The 15,553-nt window shown below is 67.5% G+C and carries 24 protein-coding genes and 2 tRNA genes; 23 read left to right on the top strand and 3 right to left on the bottom strand.

Going from position 1 to position 15,553, the window contains the following annotated elements; translation table 11 throughout:
* The first annotated feature begins 12 nt into the window (after positions 1-12).
* The 21 genes from GAS53_RS19400 to GAS53_RS19305 all read left to right on the top strand — a co-directional run bounded on the left by GAS53_RS19400 (position 13) and on the right by GAS53_RS19305 (position 12,316).
* Entirely contained in the window at positions 13-258 is a 246-nt protein-coding gene (locus GAS53_RS19400; protein WP_151478896.1) for a helix-turn-helix domain-containing protein, read from the top strand.
* Entirely contained in the window at positions 255-587 is a 333-nt protein-coding gene (locus GAS53_RS19395) for a hypothetical protein (protein WP_151478895.1), read from the top strand. Before GAS53_RS19400 ends, GAS53_RS19395 begins: the two co-directional genes overlap by 4 nt.
* Complete coding sequence (locus GAS53_RS19390) at positions 584-1,417, top strand: DUF6907 domain-containing protein (RefSeq protein ID WP_151478894.1); 834 nt, start codon at positions 584-586, stop codon at positions 1,415-1,417. Before GAS53_RS19395 ends, GAS53_RS19390 begins: the two co-directional genes overlap by 4 nt.
* Positions 1,414-1,656 (top strand): hypothetical protein, encoded by a 243-nt coding sequence (locus GAS53_RS19385; RefSeq protein ID WP_151478893.1) that lies wholly within the window; start codon positions 1,414-1,416, stop codon positions 1,654-1,656. Before GAS53_RS19390 ends, GAS53_RS19385 begins: the two co-directional genes overlap by 4 nt.
* Positions 1,653-1,850, top strand: coding sequence for a hypothetical protein (locus GAS53_RS19380; RefSeq protein WP_151478892.1), 198 nt, complete (start codon positions 1,653-1,655; stop codon positions 1,848-1,850). The genes GAS53_RS19385 and GAS53_RS19380 overlap by 4 nt, the downstream gene beginning before the upstream one ends.
* Positions 1,850-2,707, top strand: coding sequence for a DUF2637 domain-containing protein (locus GAS53_RS19375; RefSeq protein ID WP_225858997.1), 858 nt, complete (start codon positions 1,850-1,852; stop codon positions 2,705-2,707). The genes GAS53_RS19380 and GAS53_RS19375 overlap by 1 nt, the downstream gene beginning before the upstream one ends.
* On the top strand, positions 2,704-2,871 hold the full coding sequence (locus tag GAS53_RS55230; RefSeq protein ID WP_192583176.1) for a hypothetical protein: 168 nt from the start codon (positions 2,704-2,706) through the stop codon (positions 2,869-2,871). The genes GAS53_RS19375 and GAS53_RS55230 overlap by 4 nt, the downstream gene beginning before the upstream one ends.
* Positions 2,868-3,203 (top strand): hypothetical protein, encoded by a 336-nt coding sequence (locus tag GAS53_RS19370; protein WP_151478891.1) that lies wholly within the window; start codon positions 2,868-2,870, stop codon positions 3,201-3,203. The genes GAS53_RS55230 and GAS53_RS19370 overlap by 4 nt, the downstream gene beginning before the upstream one ends.
* 30 nt (positions 3,204-3,233) lie before the next feature.
* On the top strand, positions 3,234-3,662 hold the full coding sequence (locus GAS53_RS19365) for an NUDIX domain-containing protein (protein ID WP_151478890.1): 429 nt from the start codon (positions 3,234-3,236) through the stop codon (positions 3,660-3,662).
* A 3-nt stretch (positions 3,663-3,665) separates the two neighbouring features.
* Complete coding sequence (locus GAS53_RS19360) at positions 3,666-3,851, top strand: DUF6257 family protein (protein ID WP_151478889.1); 186 nt, start codon at positions 3,666-3,668, stop codon at positions 3,849-3,851.
* Between the two features lie 85 nt (positions 3,852-3,936).
* The gene (locus GAS53_RS19355; protein WP_151478888.1) at positions 3,937-6,081 is read left to right on the top strand and encodes a zonular occludens toxin domain-containing protein; all 2,145 of its coding nucleotides are present in this window, start codon (positions 3,937-3,939) and stop codon (positions 6,079-6,081) included.
* Between the two features lie 412 nt (positions 6,082-6,493).
* Positions 6,494-6,715, top strand: a complete 222-nt coding sequence (locus GAS53_RS19350) for a helix-turn-helix domain-containing protein (protein WP_151478887.1) — start codon at positions 6,494-6,496, stop codon at positions 6,713-6,715.
* The gene (locus GAS53_RS19345; protein ID WP_151478886.1) at positions 6,705-6,947 is read left to right on the top strand and encodes a helix-turn-helix transcriptional regulator; all 243 of its coding nucleotides are present in this window, start codon (positions 6,705-6,707) and stop codon (positions 6,945-6,947) included. The genes GAS53_RS19350 and GAS53_RS19345 overlap by 11 nt, the downstream gene beginning before the upstream one ends.
* Entirely contained in the window at positions 6,944-7,207 is a 264-nt protein-coding gene (locus tag GAS53_RS19340) for a hypothetical protein (protein WP_151478885.1), read from the top strand. The genes GAS53_RS19345 and GAS53_RS19340 overlap by 4 nt, the downstream gene beginning before the upstream one ends.
* Entirely contained in the window at positions 7,204-8,079 is an 876-nt protein-coding gene (locus GAS53_RS19335; protein ID WP_151478884.1) for a bifunctional DNA primase/polymerase, read from the top strand. The genes GAS53_RS19340 and GAS53_RS19335 overlap by 4 nt, the downstream gene beginning before the upstream one ends.
* The gene (locus tag GAS53_RS19330; protein WP_151478883.1) at positions 8,076-9,788 is read left to right on the top strand and encodes a DUF927 domain-containing protein; all 1,713 of its coding nucleotides are present in this window, start codon (positions 8,076-8,078) and stop codon (positions 9,786-9,788) included. Before GAS53_RS19335 ends, GAS53_RS19330 begins: the two co-directional genes overlap by 4 nt.
* A 441-nt stretch (positions 9,789-10,229) precedes the next feature.
* Complete coding sequence (locus GAS53_RS19325; protein WP_151478882.1) at positions 10,230-10,874, top strand: hypothetical protein; 645 nt, start codon at positions 10,230-10,232, stop codon at positions 10,872-10,874.
* Positions 10,871-11,077 (top strand): hypothetical protein, encoded by a 207-nt coding sequence (locus GAS53_RS19320; protein WP_151478881.1) that lies wholly within the window; start codon positions 10,871-10,873, stop codon positions 11,075-11,077. The genes GAS53_RS19325 and GAS53_RS19320 overlap by 4 nt, the downstream gene beginning before the upstream one ends.
* Before the next feature lie 131 nt (positions 11,078-11,208).
* Positions 11,209-11,445, top strand: coding sequence for a hypothetical protein (locus tag GAS53_RS19315; protein WP_151478880.1), 237 nt, complete (start codon positions 11,209-11,211; stop codon positions 11,443-11,445).
* Between the two features lie 179 nt (positions 11,446-11,624).
* Positions 11,625-11,969: a hypothetical protein gene (locus GAS53_RS19310; RefSeq protein ID WP_151478879.1), complete on the top strand. Its 345-nt coding sequence runs from the start codon at positions 11,625-11,627 to the stop codon at positions 11,967-11,969.
* Entirely contained in the window at positions 11,966-12,316 is a 351-nt protein-coding gene (locus tag GAS53_RS19305; protein WP_151478878.1) for a hypothetical protein, read from the top strand. The genes GAS53_RS19310 and GAS53_RS19305 overlap by 4 nt, the downstream gene beginning before the upstream one ends.
* Here GAS53_RS19305 and GAS53_RS19300 read toward each other — a convergent pair.
* Positions 12,313-12,699: a DUF7715 family protein gene (locus tag GAS53_RS19300; RefSeq protein ID WP_151478877.1), complete on the bottom strand. Its 387-nt coding sequence runs from the start codon at positions 12,697-12,699 to the stop codon at positions 12,313-12,315. The two genes, GAS53_RS19305 and GAS53_RS19300, sit on opposite strands and share 4 nt — an antisense overlap.
* 44 nt (positions 12,700-12,743) lie before the next feature.
* Between GAS53_RS19300 and GAS53_RS19295 the strand changes: the two genes are divergently transcribed.
* Positions 12,744-13,910, top strand: a complete 1,167-nt coding sequence (locus GAS53_RS19295; RefSeq protein WP_151478876.1) for a tyrosine-type recombinase/integrase — start codon at positions 12,744-12,746, stop codon at positions 13,908-13,910.
* Between the two features lie 77 nt (positions 13,911-13,987).
* Here GAS53_RS19295 and GAS53_RS19290 read toward each other — a convergent pair.
* Both GAS53_RS19290 and GAS53_RS19285 read right to left on the bottom strand, forming a co-directional pair.
* A tRNA-Arg gene (locus GAS53_RS19290) sits at positions 13,988-14,060 on the bottom strand.
* A 231-nt stretch (positions 14,061-14,291) separates the two neighbouring features.
* Positions 14,292-14,382: transfer RNA gene (locus GAS53_RS19285), tRNA-Ser, on the bottom strand.
* 481 nt (positions 14,383-14,863) lie between these two features.
* On the opposite strand from GAS53_RS19285, the gene GAS53_RS19280 reads away from it, so the two are divergent.
* Positions 14,864-15,379, top strand: a complete 516-nt coding sequence (locus GAS53_RS19280) for an SSI family serine proteinase inhibitor (protein WP_151478875.1) — start codon at positions 14,864-14,866, stop codon at positions 15,377-15,379.
* The last annotated feature ends 174 nt before the right edge of the window (positions 15,380-15,553 follow it).

The raw sequence follows: 15,553 nt of genomic DNA, 5'->3' as shown, positions 1-15,553 counted from the left end.
TTGAGGTCTCAGATGCACGTTGAGCTTATCTCGCATGCCCAGACGGAGGCTCCCGGAGCTCACCCCCTCCGGGTCAAGGACATCGCCACCGCCCTCCGCGTGGACACGTCCACGATCTACGCCGAGATCAAGGCGGGGCGCCTCGAGTCGTACCGGATCGGTACGGGCCGCGGCACCATCCGCGTCTCCCGGACCGCCTTCGCGCAGTACCTCGCCGCTCGCGGCATTCCGACGAGCGAACTGGCGGTGACGCTGTGAGTGCCACCGCCATGCAACAGCCCACCGTTGACCACCTGATGGATGCCCCGCTCGGCGACCTGCTCGCCGAGTTCGGTATCGAAGTCATCGACTACCCGAGCCCCGAGCGTGACTTCACCGGCGCGGCCGCCATCCGGGGTGACGGCTCCCTCGCCTTCTACCTTCCCCCGAACCGGCCGACTGCCGAGCGCGAGATCGTCGTGCGCTCGATGCTCGGCCAGAGCTTCGCCGTCGAGATGCCCGACCTCCCGGACCCGTACCAGCTGTCGGCGTTCGACACCGACGGCAACCCGGTCCTCGTCAACCCGCGCCCGGTCGGTGCCGCATGAGCAACGAAGACGAGCAGGAGCGGGCGCAGCGCTTCGTTGAGCGCCACTTCCCGGAGGTTTCCCGGTTCCTGACTCGGGAGCGGGCCGACATGCCGGTGTACGGGCCGACGGATCCGTTCGGCGACGAGGAGCACACCCCGGACGTGATCGTGCGCGTGGACTTCTTGATGTCCCGTGAGCAGATCACGACGGCGCTCGGGATCGCGTGGGCGGAGATTGTTGAGGGGGACCGCACTCCCGAGTCGCTCAGCGTCGTCGAGGTGCGGCACGAGGTTGAGGCATACCTGTCCGTGCAGGCCTTCCACGAACTCGACAAGCAGATGGAGCGCGACCGGCGCCGCACGTGGTCACCCGAGCAGCAGGCCGTCATGCAACTGCTCGCCGCGGCCGTCGACCGCGCGTATCCGCCCGTCACCGCCGGTGAGGAAAAGAGTCCAGATCTGGACTCGATTCCTCACTCTGTGCAGGTCCCCCGCTACGGGGACGGCACGGTGACCCTGCAGACCGTCGACCGCGGCGAGATCACCGCCGACGAGCCGGCCTGGTGTGTCGGGCATGACGGAGAGCAGGTCGTGCACCAGGCGGACATCGTCCACAACGGGCCCGCGATCGCCGCCGAGTACGAGGGCGTCGAGTTCCTGAAGGCCCGCATCGCCTGGGCGCCGCTCGGCGAACTGGCGCCGGAGCCGTACCCGGTGGCGGCCGTCGACGAGTTCCCGCCCCTGGACCCCGACCAGCTGCGCGAGTTGGCCGCGGAGATCGGTGCGCACGCCGGACGCCTCTACAGCCTGTCGAACCGGCTGGACCGGCTACGGCGGGCCGGGGCATGAGCGCCGACCGCGACCTGCTGACCGCCGTTCTCGAAGCCCTGGACATCCCGTACCCGGCGACGGTCGGCGACAGCGAGGTGCACGACCGGATTCTGCTGGACCGCGTCATGGACGCCAAGGTCGCCCTTGAGGGTGTCCTGCAGCGTGGCGACGACCCCGGTTGGTCCGCGGACTATCTGCGGTCCCGGCTCGTCGAGAAGCCGGCCACCGGCTACCGGGCGTGGGGTGAGCGGCCGTGAAGAAGCGGTGGCCCATCCCGCGTCCGACGGAGTACGCCGCGCTGCGTGCCTGCGACCGCACAGCTCGGCCGGCGCCGAACGTTCCGGCGATCCTCGCCGACCTGATCACCGCGAAGCGGCTCGGAGACCAGCACGGGATGAACCTGTGCGGTCACCGCGTCGCCCGCGCTGCCCTCCCGGAGGTGGGCGAATAGTGAAGCGACTCAATGCACGCCAGACTCTGGCCGGCGGTGCCGGTCTCGTGACCGTCACCCTGACGGCCGCCGCGTTCTGGCTGTCGTATGAGCACCTGCACGACGTCGCCGACGACAACGGCCTTGACGACGCCCGCGCATGGGCGTGGCCCGGCACGGTCGACCTGTTCATCGTCGCCGGCGAACTGCTGATCCTGCGGGCCGCACTCCGCGGCCGCGCGGACTGGTTCGCCTACCTGCTCGCCGGGGTCGGCTCGCTCGGCTCCATCGCGCTGAACGTCGCCGGAGTCGGTACGGGAGCGGACCCGCTCGAGTACATCGTCGCCGCCGTGCCTCCGGTGGCCGCGCTGCTCGCGTTCGCCGCCATCATGCGGCAGGTACACGAGCAGCTGGTTCCGGACGTCGACGAACCTGCTTTGGATGTTATCCAAGGCACTCCGGACGTCGAAGTCGAGCGCGTACCCGAGGTGTACCCGGAGATCGAGGCGGCTGTACCTGCCGTACCCGAGGCCGTACCCGCGGGGGTCCGAACGTTGCCCCTGATGACCGTCTGCGGGCTCCCCCCTGAGCCGTCCGTGGACCCGGAGCCGGTGCCCGTACTCGCTGCCGAGCAGCCGCGTACCCGCCCCGAGGTGCACGCCGAGTACGTACCCGAGCCTCCCGAGGAGGACCCGCTCACCGCAGCCGGCCTCGGCCTGGCCGCGGAGCACTTCAAGGATGAGCTGTTGGCCGGTGAGATCCCGTCCATCCGCGACATCAAGTCCTGTCTGAAGGTTGGCCAGGACCGTGCCAAGGAGATTCAAGACGGCTTCCGTGAGGCCCTGCCGAAGCTCGTCGGAGCGGGGGCGACGTCATGAAGTGGATCCTCCTGGGCATCCTGCTGGGCCTGCTCCTCGCCTTCCCGTCGCTGCTCACCGCCATCGTCGGCGCGGTGGCGTGGCTGGCCGTAAAGCCCGTCGTCGTAGCGTTCGCGCTCGGCCTGATCGTCCGCCCGCATCTGCCGCGGAGGTGGGCCCGGTGAGTGACGCTCTCGACAAGGCCGAGGCCGCGGTGAGGGAAGCCTCGACGGACACGGCCGCCGTGCAGCTGGCGTTCGCCGCGATGGAGTTGGCCAAGCTGTCCGCTCAGCAGCCGCAGCACCAGGGCTGCCAGCACCAGGCGCCGAAGCCCGAGTTCAACGCGAAGAAGTGGCTGACGATCGGTGGCCTGGCCATCGTCGGCGGCTGCGTGGCCTGCGCACTCGCCCTCGCGTTTGCCCTCGCCTCCATCGCGGTCGCCATCGGCGGCACCTGCGCAACCGTCTGTCTGCTCGTCCTGCGCTCGATGTGGCGCGACTTCACCAAGACCCGCTGACCGGACAGCCCACAACCCGGGAGGAAGCCAATGACCGACACCGAGACCTTCGAGACCATCCGCTACACCGCCGACGTCGTCGTCACCACGACCGACAGGTACGTCCTGTTGATCGAACGCGGCTGGGACCCGTTCAAGGGCCAGTGGGCGCTGCCCGGCGGCCACGTCGACCCGGGTGAGACGAGTCGCGCCGCCGCTGCACGTGAGCTCGCCGAAGAGGCCGGTGTGCACGCGGCACCGGAAGAGCTGGACCAGATCGGCACGTTCGACCAGCCCGACCGTGACCCGCGCGGCAGGTACGTCACCGTCGCCTACCACCTGACCGTCATCCCCGGAACGACCGTCGAGGCAGGCGATGACGCGACCAACGCTCAGTGGTGGCCCCTGAGCGACCTGCCGCCGCTCGCGTTCGACCACGCCGACATCCTCCGCGCCGCCCGCACCGAGACGGAGCACTGACCCATGGCCGACGACCTCAAGTTCTCCGACTTCACCACCGGCGAGAAGGTCCGCATCGCTGGCTTGGTCGCCCGCATGGGCAAGCGCGGCCTCGCCGACGACGGCACCGGCAACGTCGACCTCAGCGACCTGCAGCGCCGCGTCGAGCGCATCGAGAGGGCCGCCCTCCGCCGCAAGCACAAGAAGTAGCTACGCCACGGGGCGCCCGTACCCGGCCAAGGAATCCGGGCGCCCCGTGTACCCGACCGCCCATCGAGCAACCGGAGAGATCAGCATGACGGATGTTCACGCACCCGCCAACGCAGAGGCGCCAGGTACACCTGTACCCGTCGTACTCGACAAGCCAGGTACACCGAGTACACCCGTACCCGAGACGCACCCTGCGGCCGTCGAGGACAAGCCGCGCGCCCGCCGCCGGGTACGCATCGACCACCTTCGCCGGGTCGTCGTCGAGACCCGCTCGAACCCCGTGTACCGCTTCACCGTCCGCCACGGATCGTACGTTTTCGGCGGCACCCGCATCCTCACCCGACGTACCTGGGACGCCCGCACCACGGCCCGGCACGAGCGGTTCATGCGCATCGCCGAAGCCTCCGGCAACGAGGAAGTTGCCCGCGACTGGGAGCAGCGCGCGTACATCTACCGCATGTCCCGGCACCGCCGGCGTATGGAGCTCCTGCAGCTGGCCATCAACGCCCCGAAGGCGGTCGCCACGGCCACGGCGGCCGGCGCGGGCGTGCTGCTGATGCTCGGCATCATGCTCGCCTGGTACAACCGCGATCTCTCCGATGTGCTCACCCCGTTGAACACCGTGGTTGAGCTGATCGGCTGGGCTGCGTTCATCGCCGGCATCGTGTGGGATCCGCTGCTCGTCTCCCTGCCGTTCATCGCGCTCGCCGGAGTGTGGGCGGTCGGCCGCAACCAGAAGACTGCACCGGTGTGGGCGCTGCCCGTCGATACTGGCGAGCAGGGCGTCATCCCCGACGAGAACGCCATCAAGCGCGCCCTAGGCAAGCTGGGCATCGCGCCACTCAACGCGGCCATCAAGGAGGGCTGGCAGCCCCGTTGGGTGCAGCCCACGACCCGGCTCGGCAACGGGTACCACACGCAGGTACAGCTGCCGCTCGGCGTCACTGTCGAGATGGTCAACGGCAAGAAGAACGTGCTCGCCCACAACCTGATGCGCAAGCCCGTCGAGGCGTGGCCGACCGAGCCGCCCAACCAGCCCGGTGTGCTTGACCTCTGGGTTGCCGACCAGGGTTCCTTGAACGGCCCCGTGCCCGACTGGCCGCTGCTCACGGAGGGCACGACCGACTACTTCAAGGGCGTCCCGGTCGCTGTCAGCCAGCGCGGTGAGCCGATCATCGGCAAGCTCATGGCCGCGAACTGGATCGTCGGCGGAATCATGGGCTCCGGGAAGACGTCCATCGTCGTCTCGCTGCTGCTCGGCGCGATCCTCGACCCGCTCGTCGAGGCCGAGGTGTACGTGATGGCGACGAACATCGACTATGACCCGCTCAAGCCGCGGCTGAAGACGCTGGTCAAGGGCGACGACGACGAGCAGTTGAAGGCGGCCCTCGACCGGCTGCGGAGTCTGACCAACGAGGTGACCGAGCGCGGGAAGCTGCTGGAAGAACTCGGCGGGGAGTCGCCCAAGCTCACGCGTGAACTGGCCCTGAGGGACAAGCGGATGCGGCCCCGGGTGGTCGTGTTCGACGAGTGCCACGAGCTGTTCATGAGCAAGGAGTACGGCAAGGAGGCTGCTCAGCTGGCCATCCGGGTCATGAAGAAGGCCCGCAAGGTCGGCATCACCCTGATCTGGGTCACGGTCTCCCCGACCGCTGATTCGATTCCGCGGGATGTCACCCGCAATACGTCGCATCGTGTGGCGTTCGCGGTGGGCGACCAGGTCGCCAATGACGGTCTGCTCGGCTCCGGCAAGTACAAGGCCGGCATCCGGGCGACTGAGTTGGTTCCCGGCCAGGACGTCGGTACTGCGGTCACCTACGGGTTCACGAGCAAGCCGTTCGAGGTGATCCGGGCGCACTACGTCCAGCGGGACCCCGAGAAGGGTGTCGACGAGGTGACGCCGGTCGTCGAGCGGGCCATGGGCCTGTACGAGGGCGGGCCGGCCGACACCGCTACGTTCGCCCCCGTCGACCATCTCGCCGACATCGCGGCCGTCCTCGGACACGAGACGAAGATGCTCACCCTGGACGTGCTGCACGGCCTCAAGGACCGCAACACCGTCACCTACGGGGACTGGTCACCCCGCGACCTCAAGGCCGTCCTGGACGACGCCGGACACGGCGACTACAAGACCAACGGCGGCAAGATGCACGTCAGCCTCGACCGGATCCTCGACGCCATCGCGGCCAGGGATGACGACGATCTCGACGAGGGAGCCGGCGAGGACTGAGGGAGTTCTCCCTACCCGCCTCCCTGCACCGCCTCCCTGTACATGGCCTGCAGAAATGGCCAGTCAGGGAGGCAAGGGAGGCAGCGTCGGAGAGACGTCGAGACCCCCGAAAACGGGGTCTTGGCCTCCCCCTCGCCGCCTCCCTCCCCCGTCCAACTAGCCGAGAACCACTACACGAATCGGCTTCCCTGTAGTACGGTACGCGCCAAATAGAACACCGAGTTCTAGCCCCCAGGGGCATCCCCCGGCCGACATGGGCGGGAGCCGCGATGGCGACAGGATGCAGGCAAGGGCGAACGGTGAAGCGGCGTAGCGCGATGCAGCCGTAGTACCTGACACAGGGAGCCGAGACGACTTAGACCCGAGATGGGTCAGTCGTGCTCGGCGTTTGTGTTTTCAGGAGACCTACACCATGGCTCGGTCATTCTCTGGCCGGCGGCTCCGTAAAACCCGGAAGGCCGCAGGCGTATCCGTCGAACGACTCGCTCTCAGCATCGGCCGCACCTCCTACTCGATCCACGAGTACGAGCTCGGCCGCGTCACCCCGCCCATCAACGTCCTCGCCGCCATCGCCGACATCATCGGCAGCTCCGTTGACGACCTCCTCGACGAGGAGGAAGCCCATGCCGCGTAGCCAGACCGACATTCCAGCGTCCGCGGCCCTGAAGGCTCGGCCCACGCTCGACGACATCAAGGGCTGGCCCGCAACCGTCAACGTGCCGCAGGCCGCGCTCGCCCTCGGCATCAGCGAGCGGCACCTGTATTACCTGATCAAGCGTGGCGAAGCGCCCATCAAGGTACTGCCGTTCGGCACCCGCAGCGTCGTGACCACGCAATCCCTCGTGACTCTCCTGGAGTCTGCATGACCATGAACGCAGAGAAGGGCCGCGTCCTAGGCGGCCCATCTCAGGAAGTCCTCGACATCGGCGGCGACGCTCAGACCGATGTCATCGTAACGCCCATCGCCCGCCCGGTACCCGTCCAGACGTCCGGCCGGCTGGAGTTCGCCGCCCGCTGCCCCAAGTGCCGCGACTGGCACCGACACATCGGATTGGGCGAAAAAGACGCGCCCTGCGGTGCGCACTACCTCCTGCAGTTCAAGACCAAGCTCAAGGGGGCGGCATGAGCAACCACGACAAGGCCCGCGCCGCCGCTCTGCACGCCGCTCGCGAGTGGGGCCACGAGGTCTTCCCGCTCAGCATCCACAAGACGCCCATCATCCGATCCCCGCACGAGAAGGGACACAGTTGCCCGGGTCGCGCGTTCTGCGGTTGGTGGGGGCACGGGGTCGGCGACTCCAGCAACGACAGCGTCACGATCAACGAGGGGTTCGACCAGGCCCCCAAGGCGGTCGGCTACGGCACCGCCTGCAACAACATGATCGGCCTCGACCTCGACAAGAAGAACGGGGTCGATGGCGTCGCCACCCTCAACCGGCTCGCCGCAGAGCACGGGTTCAAGGTTCCGCGGACAACGACCGTGTGCACTCCGTCCGGTGGCTTCCATCTGTGGCTGGCCATCCCGGAAGGCATCGCCGTGCCCAACTCCGTGGGCCGCCTCGGACCTGGCATCGACGTGCGTAGCTCCCGCGGCTACGTCGTCGGGCCCGGATCGATCGGCCGCGCGGGTGAGTACGTCCTTCACCCCAAGGTCGGGTACATCGAGCCCCAGCCGATCCCCGAGCAGCTGCTCACGCTCATGCTGCCGCCCGCGCCCCGACAGCAGCCACAGAGGCGAATGGCGGCTATGTCCGTCGACAGCTCTACCCGAGCGCTGCAGGGACTCGTCGACGTCGTCCTCAAGTCCTCCCAGGGCAACCGGAACTCCGCTCTCTACTGGGCTGCCAGCAAAGCGTGGGCGCACGTAGGGGACGGACATGTCGCCGCAGCAGACGTCGAGGCTGAGCTGATCGGAGCGGCTATCCAGATCGGACTCAGCGAGGCAGAAGCACACCGGACCGTCGCATCAGCCGGCCGCGGAGCGGGGGTGACCGCGTGACCGACGAAACGACCGAGCAGGCGACCAAGGAATGGACGGACAACCGTCTCGTTGCCGAGGGCGTCCGCATGCCCGCCGGCTACACCATCAGCTACAGCGGTGTGTGGGTCGAAAAGCAGGTCGGCAAGGAAATGGTCAACGTCCGTGTGGCGTGGGCGCCCTTGGTCATCAAGGCCGTGTACGTCGACCCGATCGGCGACCAGGCCGTAGAGCTGGCGTGGGTCGACCGCGGGCAGGTTGTCACCAGGACCGTGCAGCGCTCCGTCGTAAGGCGGGGCCGCATCCTGGTGGCCACCCTCGGGGATGCGGGCCTGCCCATCATCGAGTCTGACGCCAAGCTGGCAGAGCGGTACCTCGCCGCGTTCGAGTCCATCAATCAGGGGAAGATTCCGCGCGTCCACCTCGCCCGACAACTGGGCTGGCAAAGGGACGGCACGTTCGTCACCGCACAGGACACCCCGCACCGCGTTGAGGTCAAGTACGACGAGCAGAAGCCCGCGCTCGCCGCACACGAACCGGCGGGAACTTTCGCCGGATGGCAGGCCGCCATCAAGCGCATGGAGTCCTACCCGCCCGCACAGATGGCGCTGTACGCCTGCCTCGCCGCACCACTGTTGCAGATCGTCGGTGTGAACTCGTTCGCGGTCGACATCTGCGGACGGTCAACCCGGGGCAAGACAACAGCGGCGGCCGGCGGGATGAGCGCGTGGGCCGACCCGAGCGAGAAGGCTGACGGTCTCTACTCGTGGCGGACGACGATGCTGGCCGCCGAGAAGCGGCTGAACCTCGTCAACGGCCTGCCGGTCGTCTTCGACGAGACCAAGCTCGTCCAGAACCCGGAGATGGTTCACGGCCTGCTCTACGCCATCCCGAAGAACCACGGGGCGGCCCGCGGCGGGGGGTGGCCGTCCGGGCTTCCCTGGCGAACCGTCGTCGTGTCGACCGGCGAACAGTCGGTGCTCACGTTCACCACTGACCAGGGTGCCGGGGCGCGTGTCCTGAGCATCAAGGAAGCCCCCTTCGGTACGGACGGAGCGGAGTCAGCCGCGGCAGCCATCGAGGTACGGGACGGGACGGCAGAGAACTACGGAACGGCTGGCCCCCGGTACATCGAGAAGCTGCTTGACGCCATGGCGGGCGACGGAAAGCGGCGACTGGTCGCCCGGCACAAGGAACTGACGGAAGCTCACCGGTACGACAGTGACATGTCGGCCCGCCGGGCGCCGTTCGTGGCCTGCCTGGCCCTTGCCGCCGAACTCTCCCACCAGTGGGGCATCGTGCCCTTCCCGCCCCCGGAGATGGACGTCTGGCAGCGCCTGTTCGCCATGACGGACCAGACCGACAACCGGGGCGAGATGGCGCTCGATGTCGTACGCGAGTACGTCGCCTCGCACGGCTCGGAGTTGTGGAGCCCCCACACGGAGGAGAAGGCGCCGTTCAGCGGATGGATCGGGAGGGATCTCCAGATCGACGGGGTTCCTACGGTGGCCCTACTTCCGCAGCGTCTCCGTGACGTTCTGCAGCGAGCGAACTACGACCTCGACGCTGTACTGCCCAGCTGGCTGGAGGCGGACGCGCTCGTGAAGAACGAGAAGTCCCGACCGGCCTACCTCATCCCCAAGAAGCTCGGTGGTCGGCTCGCTCGGATGCTGGTCTTCGTGCCCGGCCAGATCGTCAGCACCGAGACCGACCCCGGCGACGGGGAGTGACCGATGAATCTGATCGCTCAGAAAAACGCCCTCTCTCGCGGGCCACATTGCGTAACCCTGCCCGGCAGACGAAAACCCCCAGCTCGGCGCACAAGTGCTGGGGTTACGCAGCCATGCGTAACCCCAGCACGGGCAAGCCCGGGTTACGCGCGGCTGCGTAACCCGCAGGAATCGAGATCAATGCAGGTCAGGGACCCGCTTTCGATCGATAAGGCGGGTTACGCAGATTCGCTGAGAACAGAGCCCGCATTTTCAGCGCCAGGGGAGAGGAGTCACTCAGCGTGAGCCGCAAGCAGGACAAGAAGAGAAGCGGCCGCACATGCCGCCACTGCCACCAGTACGCCGGGAATCGCGCCGTCTGCTCAACATGCAGCCCGAAGCGCGGCACCCGAACCCACCAAGACAAGTACGCACAGACGGCAGCCACCGAAAGGAACTGACATGGCCCTCGACGACACCTCCTTTGCCCGCATCAAGAAGCTCGTCACCGACTATCACGCCAAGATCGGCGACGTCCGCAACGACGACAACCTCAGCGCGACCGGCCAACGCCGCGCCCTCGCCAAGCTGCACGTCACCTACCGCGACGAGATCAAGGGCATCCGCGACAACGCCAACGCCGCGTACCAGGACCGCAAGGGCTACCTCATGGGCGAAGTCTTCGGCGTCCACGGAGCCACCAACCCCGCCGAGATCATGGCCATGCGCGACGCCATGACCCGCGTAGCCGACATCGCCACCCCCGACCAGGCCCGCCGGCTCTTCCAGCAAGCCCACCTCACCGGCGACGAATACATGCGCCGAGCGATCGCCGCCCACGCCTTCTCGCAGCGCAGCGGTGGACCGTTCGGCGGGGCCTGGGAGCAGGTGTTCACCGACTACGCGGGCACCCAGGACGAACGACGGCAGGGCCACATCGCCGAGCTCGACCAGCTGCACCAGGCCGACAGCAAGCGGGCCCGCTTCCAGGAGCAGATCCTGTGCGGCATCAGCCGGCCCACAGAACTCGACGGCTACGGCGACATCGACAGCGTCGCCACCGGCACCACCGACCTCGGGATCGAGACGGAAGGCGACGCCGCATGACCGCCGACCCGGTACGGCAGATGCTCGCCACCCAGCGAGGCATCGTCCGCTACCAACTCCCCGACAGCTACAGGCTCGACGAGGCCGCGCCCGTCAACATTCACGGGCTGCGATCCCCGCTCACACCACCCGCTCAGCCGACCGTCCGCGAGGTGTTCGACAACCACCTCAACAGCTGGCGAGCAGGCGTGTACGGAGCCTGACCCAGACCCTCGCGTGTCAGGCGCGAGAGGCGGCAGTGCAGGCCTTACTCCTTTCACCTGCACGTGGCCGTCAGGGGCGCCCGGTATGCCGCGGCGACCGGGCGCCCCGCACACACAGACAGGAACACGGCATGCAGATCCCCGACCACCTCATCACCTACGACGAGACCCGATGGATGCCCGAGGTCGAAGACGGCATCTGGCTGCCCATGCTGCGAGCCCGAGAGAAATGGCGGCAAGCACAAGACGCATGGGCCGGCGAACACGGCCTCGACCGCACCCAGTTCGAACAGCAGATGCGACAGCAAAAGGATCACCCTGGGGAGGGACCCAAACGATCTTCAAATCTCGGGGATCGGCCACGTTAGCACCTCGCTGTGGATGGCACCTGAAAAGGCCCTACGCGCGCGAGGCTGACCTGCGGAAACGTAACCGGACGGTGAGATGATCACCTCAGGAGCTGACTCGTCATTCAGTAGCCAACGGAGGCCATCTGAAGAATCCGCAGGTCAGAGGCATATAGCCGTAACACATCGGGAGGCAAGTCATGCAGGAAGCGCTAGCGGCGCTCGGCGAGTCAGGCCGCGCCTTGTGGGAGTCGGTCGCGGGGAAGTTCGGCCTGGAGGTGTACGAGCAGCAGCTGTTGCTGCAGGCGTGCCGCTCTGCTGATCTGCTGGACCGGATGGCGGAGAAGACGGCCGTGTCCGGGCTGACGGTGACGAACGCCAAGGGCGACGAGGTGACCGCCCCGTGGATCACGGAGCATCGTCAGCAGTCGGCGAACCTGGCCCGGATGATCGCCTCGCTGCGGATCCCGGACGAGGAGGATGTGCGTCCGCAGCGTCGTGGTGCGGCTCGGAAATCGTACGGAATTCGGGGGTCGGTGGCGTGAGGCGCCTACAGCCCGAGCCGTCCACAGACGAGATCCCGGAGCATCTGCGGGAGTTCGATCCGGAGCGCTACCGGCAGACGGCCGCGCAGTCGCTCAGGGAGCATCCGGGAGACGTGTGGTGCGCGGCAGTGTCCGTCTGGCGGGCCTGGCAGCACGAGGCGCAGGCCTGGCAGGCCGAGCGGGCCATCGTGCGGGGCGTGAAGGGCTTCAGGAAGCAGCTCGGTCCCGGCCGGCCGCCCATGGGGTGGGTGTGTGACGAGTTCGCGCTCACGGTGAACGAGGACTCCACTGCCTGCTCGCCGCGGTGCCGTACTCACGAGCACCAGCGTCCTGCGGCTCGGCTTTAGGGTCGCGTCCGGATGTCTCCGAGGCGTTGTTCGACGACGGTTCCGACGCCGAGGTCGGCGGCGAGTTCCAGGGTGTCGACGATGAGGTCCTCGACTTCCTCGGGGTCCATCAGGCTGACGAAGTTGGACTGTTCGAGGGCGGACCGGACGGCCAGGGCGGCATCGTCGCGTGTGAAGTCGAGATCTGACACCACAGCTGTGGTGGTGGCTTTGCCGCTGTTGAGTCCGCCGAAGGATCGGCCGCACCCACAGCCTCCGTCCGGATTCTCTTCGTCTTCCTCGCAGACGAGCGGGGCGACGATGACGAGTTCTCCCTCGATGCAGAACGTGAAGTCGTTGTCGCGCTGGCCCTGGGTGCGACTGGTCGCCGTAAGAAGCTTCATGCCGTCATCGTGCCAGTGAGGTGCGACAGCGAGAGGAACCAGCAATGTCAGACGGGATCAAGAAGATCACGCTGAAGAACGGAAAGGTCCGATACCGGGCCGTCGTCGACGCCGGCCGTGACGCGGACGGGCACAGGAAACAGATCACCATCACCAAGGACACCAAGACGGAGGTCAAGGAGGAGCGCGCCCGGATCATCTCCCAGCGGGCCGCGGGCACCTTCGTGGCGCCCAACAAGCTCACCGTGAACTACTTGGTCGAGGCGTGGCTGAAGTCCGCGACGCGAGACGTCGAGGCAGCCACGAAGCGCTCTTACGAGGACGCCATGCGGTACGTACAGACGCACCTCGGCGGGAAGCGTCTGCAGGAACTCACGGAGGACGACGTCGAGAGCCTGATCGACTGGATGTTGACAAGCGCACGCCGCCGCGGCGGCAAGCCGGGAACCGGGGTCGGCGAGCGGACCGTGAGCCTCACCCTGGGACGCCTGCGGGCCGCGCTCAACCTCGGGGTGCGCCGCCAGCTAGTGGCCCGCAACGTGGCCGAGCACGTCACCATTCCTCGCGCTGCCCGCAAGGAGGCCAAAGCGAAGAAGAAGACGTACATCCCGTGGACCCTGGCCGAGGTTCAGCAGTTCCTCGGGCACGTCGCCTCCGACCGGATGTACGCGGTATGGCTGCTGTCGCTGATAGGGCTGCGCCCCGCCGAAGTTGCCGGGCTGCGTTGGGTCGACGTCGACCTGAAGGCCGGAACCCTGAAGATTGAAACCACGCGCACCCTGGTTGCCGGGGTGGTGGTCGAGAAGGACGCGAAGTCAGGATCAGGCGAGCGTGGGCTACCGCTGCCGGAGATCGTCCACAAGGCACTGAAGGCTTTCCACAAGCGTCAGATCGCGGAGCAGCTGGCAGCCGGCGAAGGCTGGCACGCCTCCGGCAGGGTGGCGTGCGACGAGCTCGGCCGCGCCGTCAAGACGGACTGGCTACGGCGCCGCGCGTACAAGGCGATGGAGACCGCGGAGGTTCGCAAGGTCCGGTTGTACGACGCCCGGCACGCTTGCCTGTCCTGGATGGCGAACAACGGCGTCCCCGATGTCGTCGTGAGCGCATGGGCCGGACACGCAGACCTCGGCTTCACGAAACGAATCTACGTCCACAGTGATCCGCAGGCTCTCAAGGCCGGTTCGGACAAGCTCGGCGAGCTGCTCGGCTGAGGGGGTCCATACCGGCCGCCCGTGAGAAAATGTGAGACAACGAAACAGGGCCCCGTATCACACGGGGCCCTGACCTGTGCACTCGGCAGGATTCGAACCTGCAACCTTCTGATCCGTAGTCAGATGCTCTATCCGTTAAGCTACGAGTGCTTGTCTGTTCTGTTGTGTTTGCTCTTCCTTCCGGGCTTTTCGGCCCGGTCGGCGTTGCGGGAACAACATTACATGACTGGCGGCGTGAGGCGAAATCCGTTTGTCGAACCCGGCCTGACCTGCGGAAATGGCCTGGAAGTGACCCTGGGAGCGGTCCCGTGAGACCCCCGGGAACGATCAAGGAACGGCCGAAGCCCCGGTCGTCGGTGACCAGGGCTTCGGGATCTTCGGCGGAGGCGGAGGGATTTGAACCCTCGATGGGATTGAAGTCCCAAACCGCATTAGCAGTGCGGCGCCATAGACCGGACTAGGCGACGCCTCCAGCACAACCGCCCGCGCGAGCGCGAGTGGTGCGTGCAGATGATGACACAGCCGAGTGGGGTGTCACCAATCGCCCCCTACGGTACTAGGCGAAAAGGGCCGAGGGCAAAGCACGGCCCCGTGGCGCAACGTCATGGGCCGGACGGCGTTAGAGGAGTGGGGGCGCGCCCCCGACGGAGAAAGAACGGAGTGGGGCGGAAGGAGGACGGCGAGAGATCCGTCAGGACCCGCCAGGACCCGTCAGAGCTGATCAGGACCTGCCGCCAGGGCCGATCAGGTTCCGTCAGGGCTCGCCAGGGTCAGTCAGAGGGTCCGCGTGGAACGCGTGGAGAGAGCTCCTCAAAGGTCCCTCCGGCACCTGTCCACGGTTCCTCCGCCATCCGTCCAAGGTCCCTCCCGTGTCCCTCCGCCGCCCGCTGCCCACTTCCCCGGTCCATCCCGGGCCGACACTCACGAATCCGCCCGCACCCCGTGGAGCCTCCATGCTGCGCCGCCTCGCCCTCACCGTCGCCACCTCCGCCGCCGCTTCCTTCGCCGCGCTGTCCGCGGCGGCCCCGGTCGCGTACGCCGAATCGCTTCCCCTGATGCCGCCGCCGGTGAGCGGTGCGGACGGCACCGACCATCTGACCGTGACCGTGAGCCAGGCGGGCGACGGCATGGACGGGACGTACGAGCTGGACTGTCATCCCGTGGGTGGCAGTCATCCCGACGCCGCGGCCGCCTGCGAACAGTTGGACCAGAAGACTTCGTGGGGCAATGACCCCTTCGCGCCGGCCGCGCCGGGCGGGATGTGCACGATGCAGTACGGCGGTCCTGCCACCGCGCGGGTCACCGGAACCTGGGCCGGGCGGCCCGTCGACGCGACGTACGAACGCCGTGACGGGTGCGAGATCGCGCGGTGGGACGCCCTCGTGCCCCTGCTTCCGGAGCTCGGTTCCCAGGAACGGCAGAGGAGTGACACAGGAATGGCACAGCGCGCTCATGGTTCCGGCGGATGAAAATGGGTGGTCACAGGTTCTCCGTGCCTTCTGCGTCCGTTCTGCGTCCCCTCTGCGTGCGACCTCCCTCTCATCCGGCGTCGCGAGCGCAACCACTGCCCGTAGACTCCCTCGCGTGACACGTCGCGGACCGGTTGGCAAGATGGCCCCCGCGGTCGGCAAGGTGCGGTAACA

This window comes from Streptomyces albicerus, assembly GCF_008905045.1.
Taxonomy (GTDB): Bacteria; Actinomycetota; Actinomycetes; order Streptomycetales; family Streptomycetaceae; genus Streptomyces; species Streptomyces albicerus.
Note: the sequence above shows the minus strand (reverse complement) of the source record. Positions and strands in the feature narration are given on the sequence as shown.

Excerpts from the sequence above, each read along its gene's own strand:
- GAS53_RS19355 (WP_151478888.1), top strand. The coding sequence starts at position 3,937 with ATGACGGATGTTCACGCACCCGCCAACGCAGAGGCGCCAGGTACACCT.
- GAS53_RS19340 (WP_151478885.1), top strand. The coding sequence starts at position 6,944 with ATGACCATGAACGCAGAGAAGGGCCGCGTCCTAGGCGGCCCATCTCAG.
- GAS53_RS19310 (WP_151478879.1), top strand. The coding sequence starts at position 11,625 with ATGCAGGAAGCGCTAGCGGCGCTCGGCGAGTCAGGCCGCGCCTTGTGG.
- GAS53_RS19365 (WP_151478890.1), top strand. The coding sequence starts at position 3,234 with ATGACCGACACCGAGACCTTCGAGACCATCCGCTACACCGCCGACGTC.
- GAS53_RS19335 (WP_151478884.1), top strand. The coding sequence starts at position 7,204 with ATGAGCAACCACGACAAGGCCCGCGCCGCCGCTCTGCACGCCGCTCGC.
- GAS53_RS19325 (WP_151478882.1), top strand. The coding sequence starts at position 10,230 with ATGGCCCTCGACGACACCTCCTTTGCCCGCATCAAGAAGCTCGTCACC.
- GAS53_RS19320 (WP_151478881.1), top strand. The coding sequence starts at position 10,871 with ATGACCGCCGACCCGGTACGGCAGATGCTCGCCACCCAGCGAGGCATC.
- GAS53_RS19400 (WP_151478896.1), top strand. The coding sequence starts at position 13 with ATGCACGTTGAGCTTATCTCGCATGCCCAGACGGAGGCTCCCGGAGCT.
- GAS53_RS19345 (WP_151478886.1), top strand. The coding sequence starts at position 6,705 with ATGCCGCGTAGCCAGACCGACATTCCAGCGTCCGCGGCCCTGAAGGCT.
- GAS53_RS19295 (WP_151478876.1), top strand. The coding sequence starts at position 12,744 with ATGTCAGACGGGATCAAGAAGATCACGCTGAAGAACGGAAAGGTCCGA.
- GAS53_RS19385 (WP_151478893.1), top strand. The coding sequence starts at position 1,414 with ATGAGCGCCGACCGCGACCTGCTGACCGCCGTTCTCGAAGCCCTGGAC.
- GAS53_RS19315 (WP_151478880.1), top strand. The coding sequence starts at position 11,209 with ATGCAGATCCCCGACCACCTCATCACCTACGACGAGACCCGATGGATG.
- GAS53_RS19390 (WP_151478894.1), top strand. The coding sequence starts at position 584 with ATGAGCAACGAAGACGAGCAGGAGCGGGCGCAGCGCTTCGTTGAGCGC.
- GAS53_RS19300 (WP_151478877.1), bottom strand. The coding sequence starts at position 12,699 with ATGAAGCTTCTTACGGCGACCAGTCGCACCCAGGGCCAGCGCGACAAC.
- GAS53_RS19350 (WP_151478887.1), top strand. The coding sequence starts at position 6,494 with ATGGCTCGGTCATTCTCTGGCCGGCGGCTCCGTAAAACCCGGAAGGCC.
- GAS53_RS55230 (WP_192583176.1), top strand. The coding sequence starts at position 2,704 with ATGAAGTGGATCCTCCTGGGCATCCTGCTGGGCCTGCTCCTCGCCTTC.
- GAS53_RS19280 (WP_151478875.1), top strand. The coding sequence starts at position 14,864 with ATGCTGCGCCGCCTCGCCCTCACCGTCGCCACCTCCGCCGCCGCTTCC.
- GAS53_RS19360 (WP_151478889.1), top strand. The coding sequence starts at position 3,666 with ATGGCCGACGACCTCAAGTTCTCCGACTTCACCACCGGCGAGAAGGTC.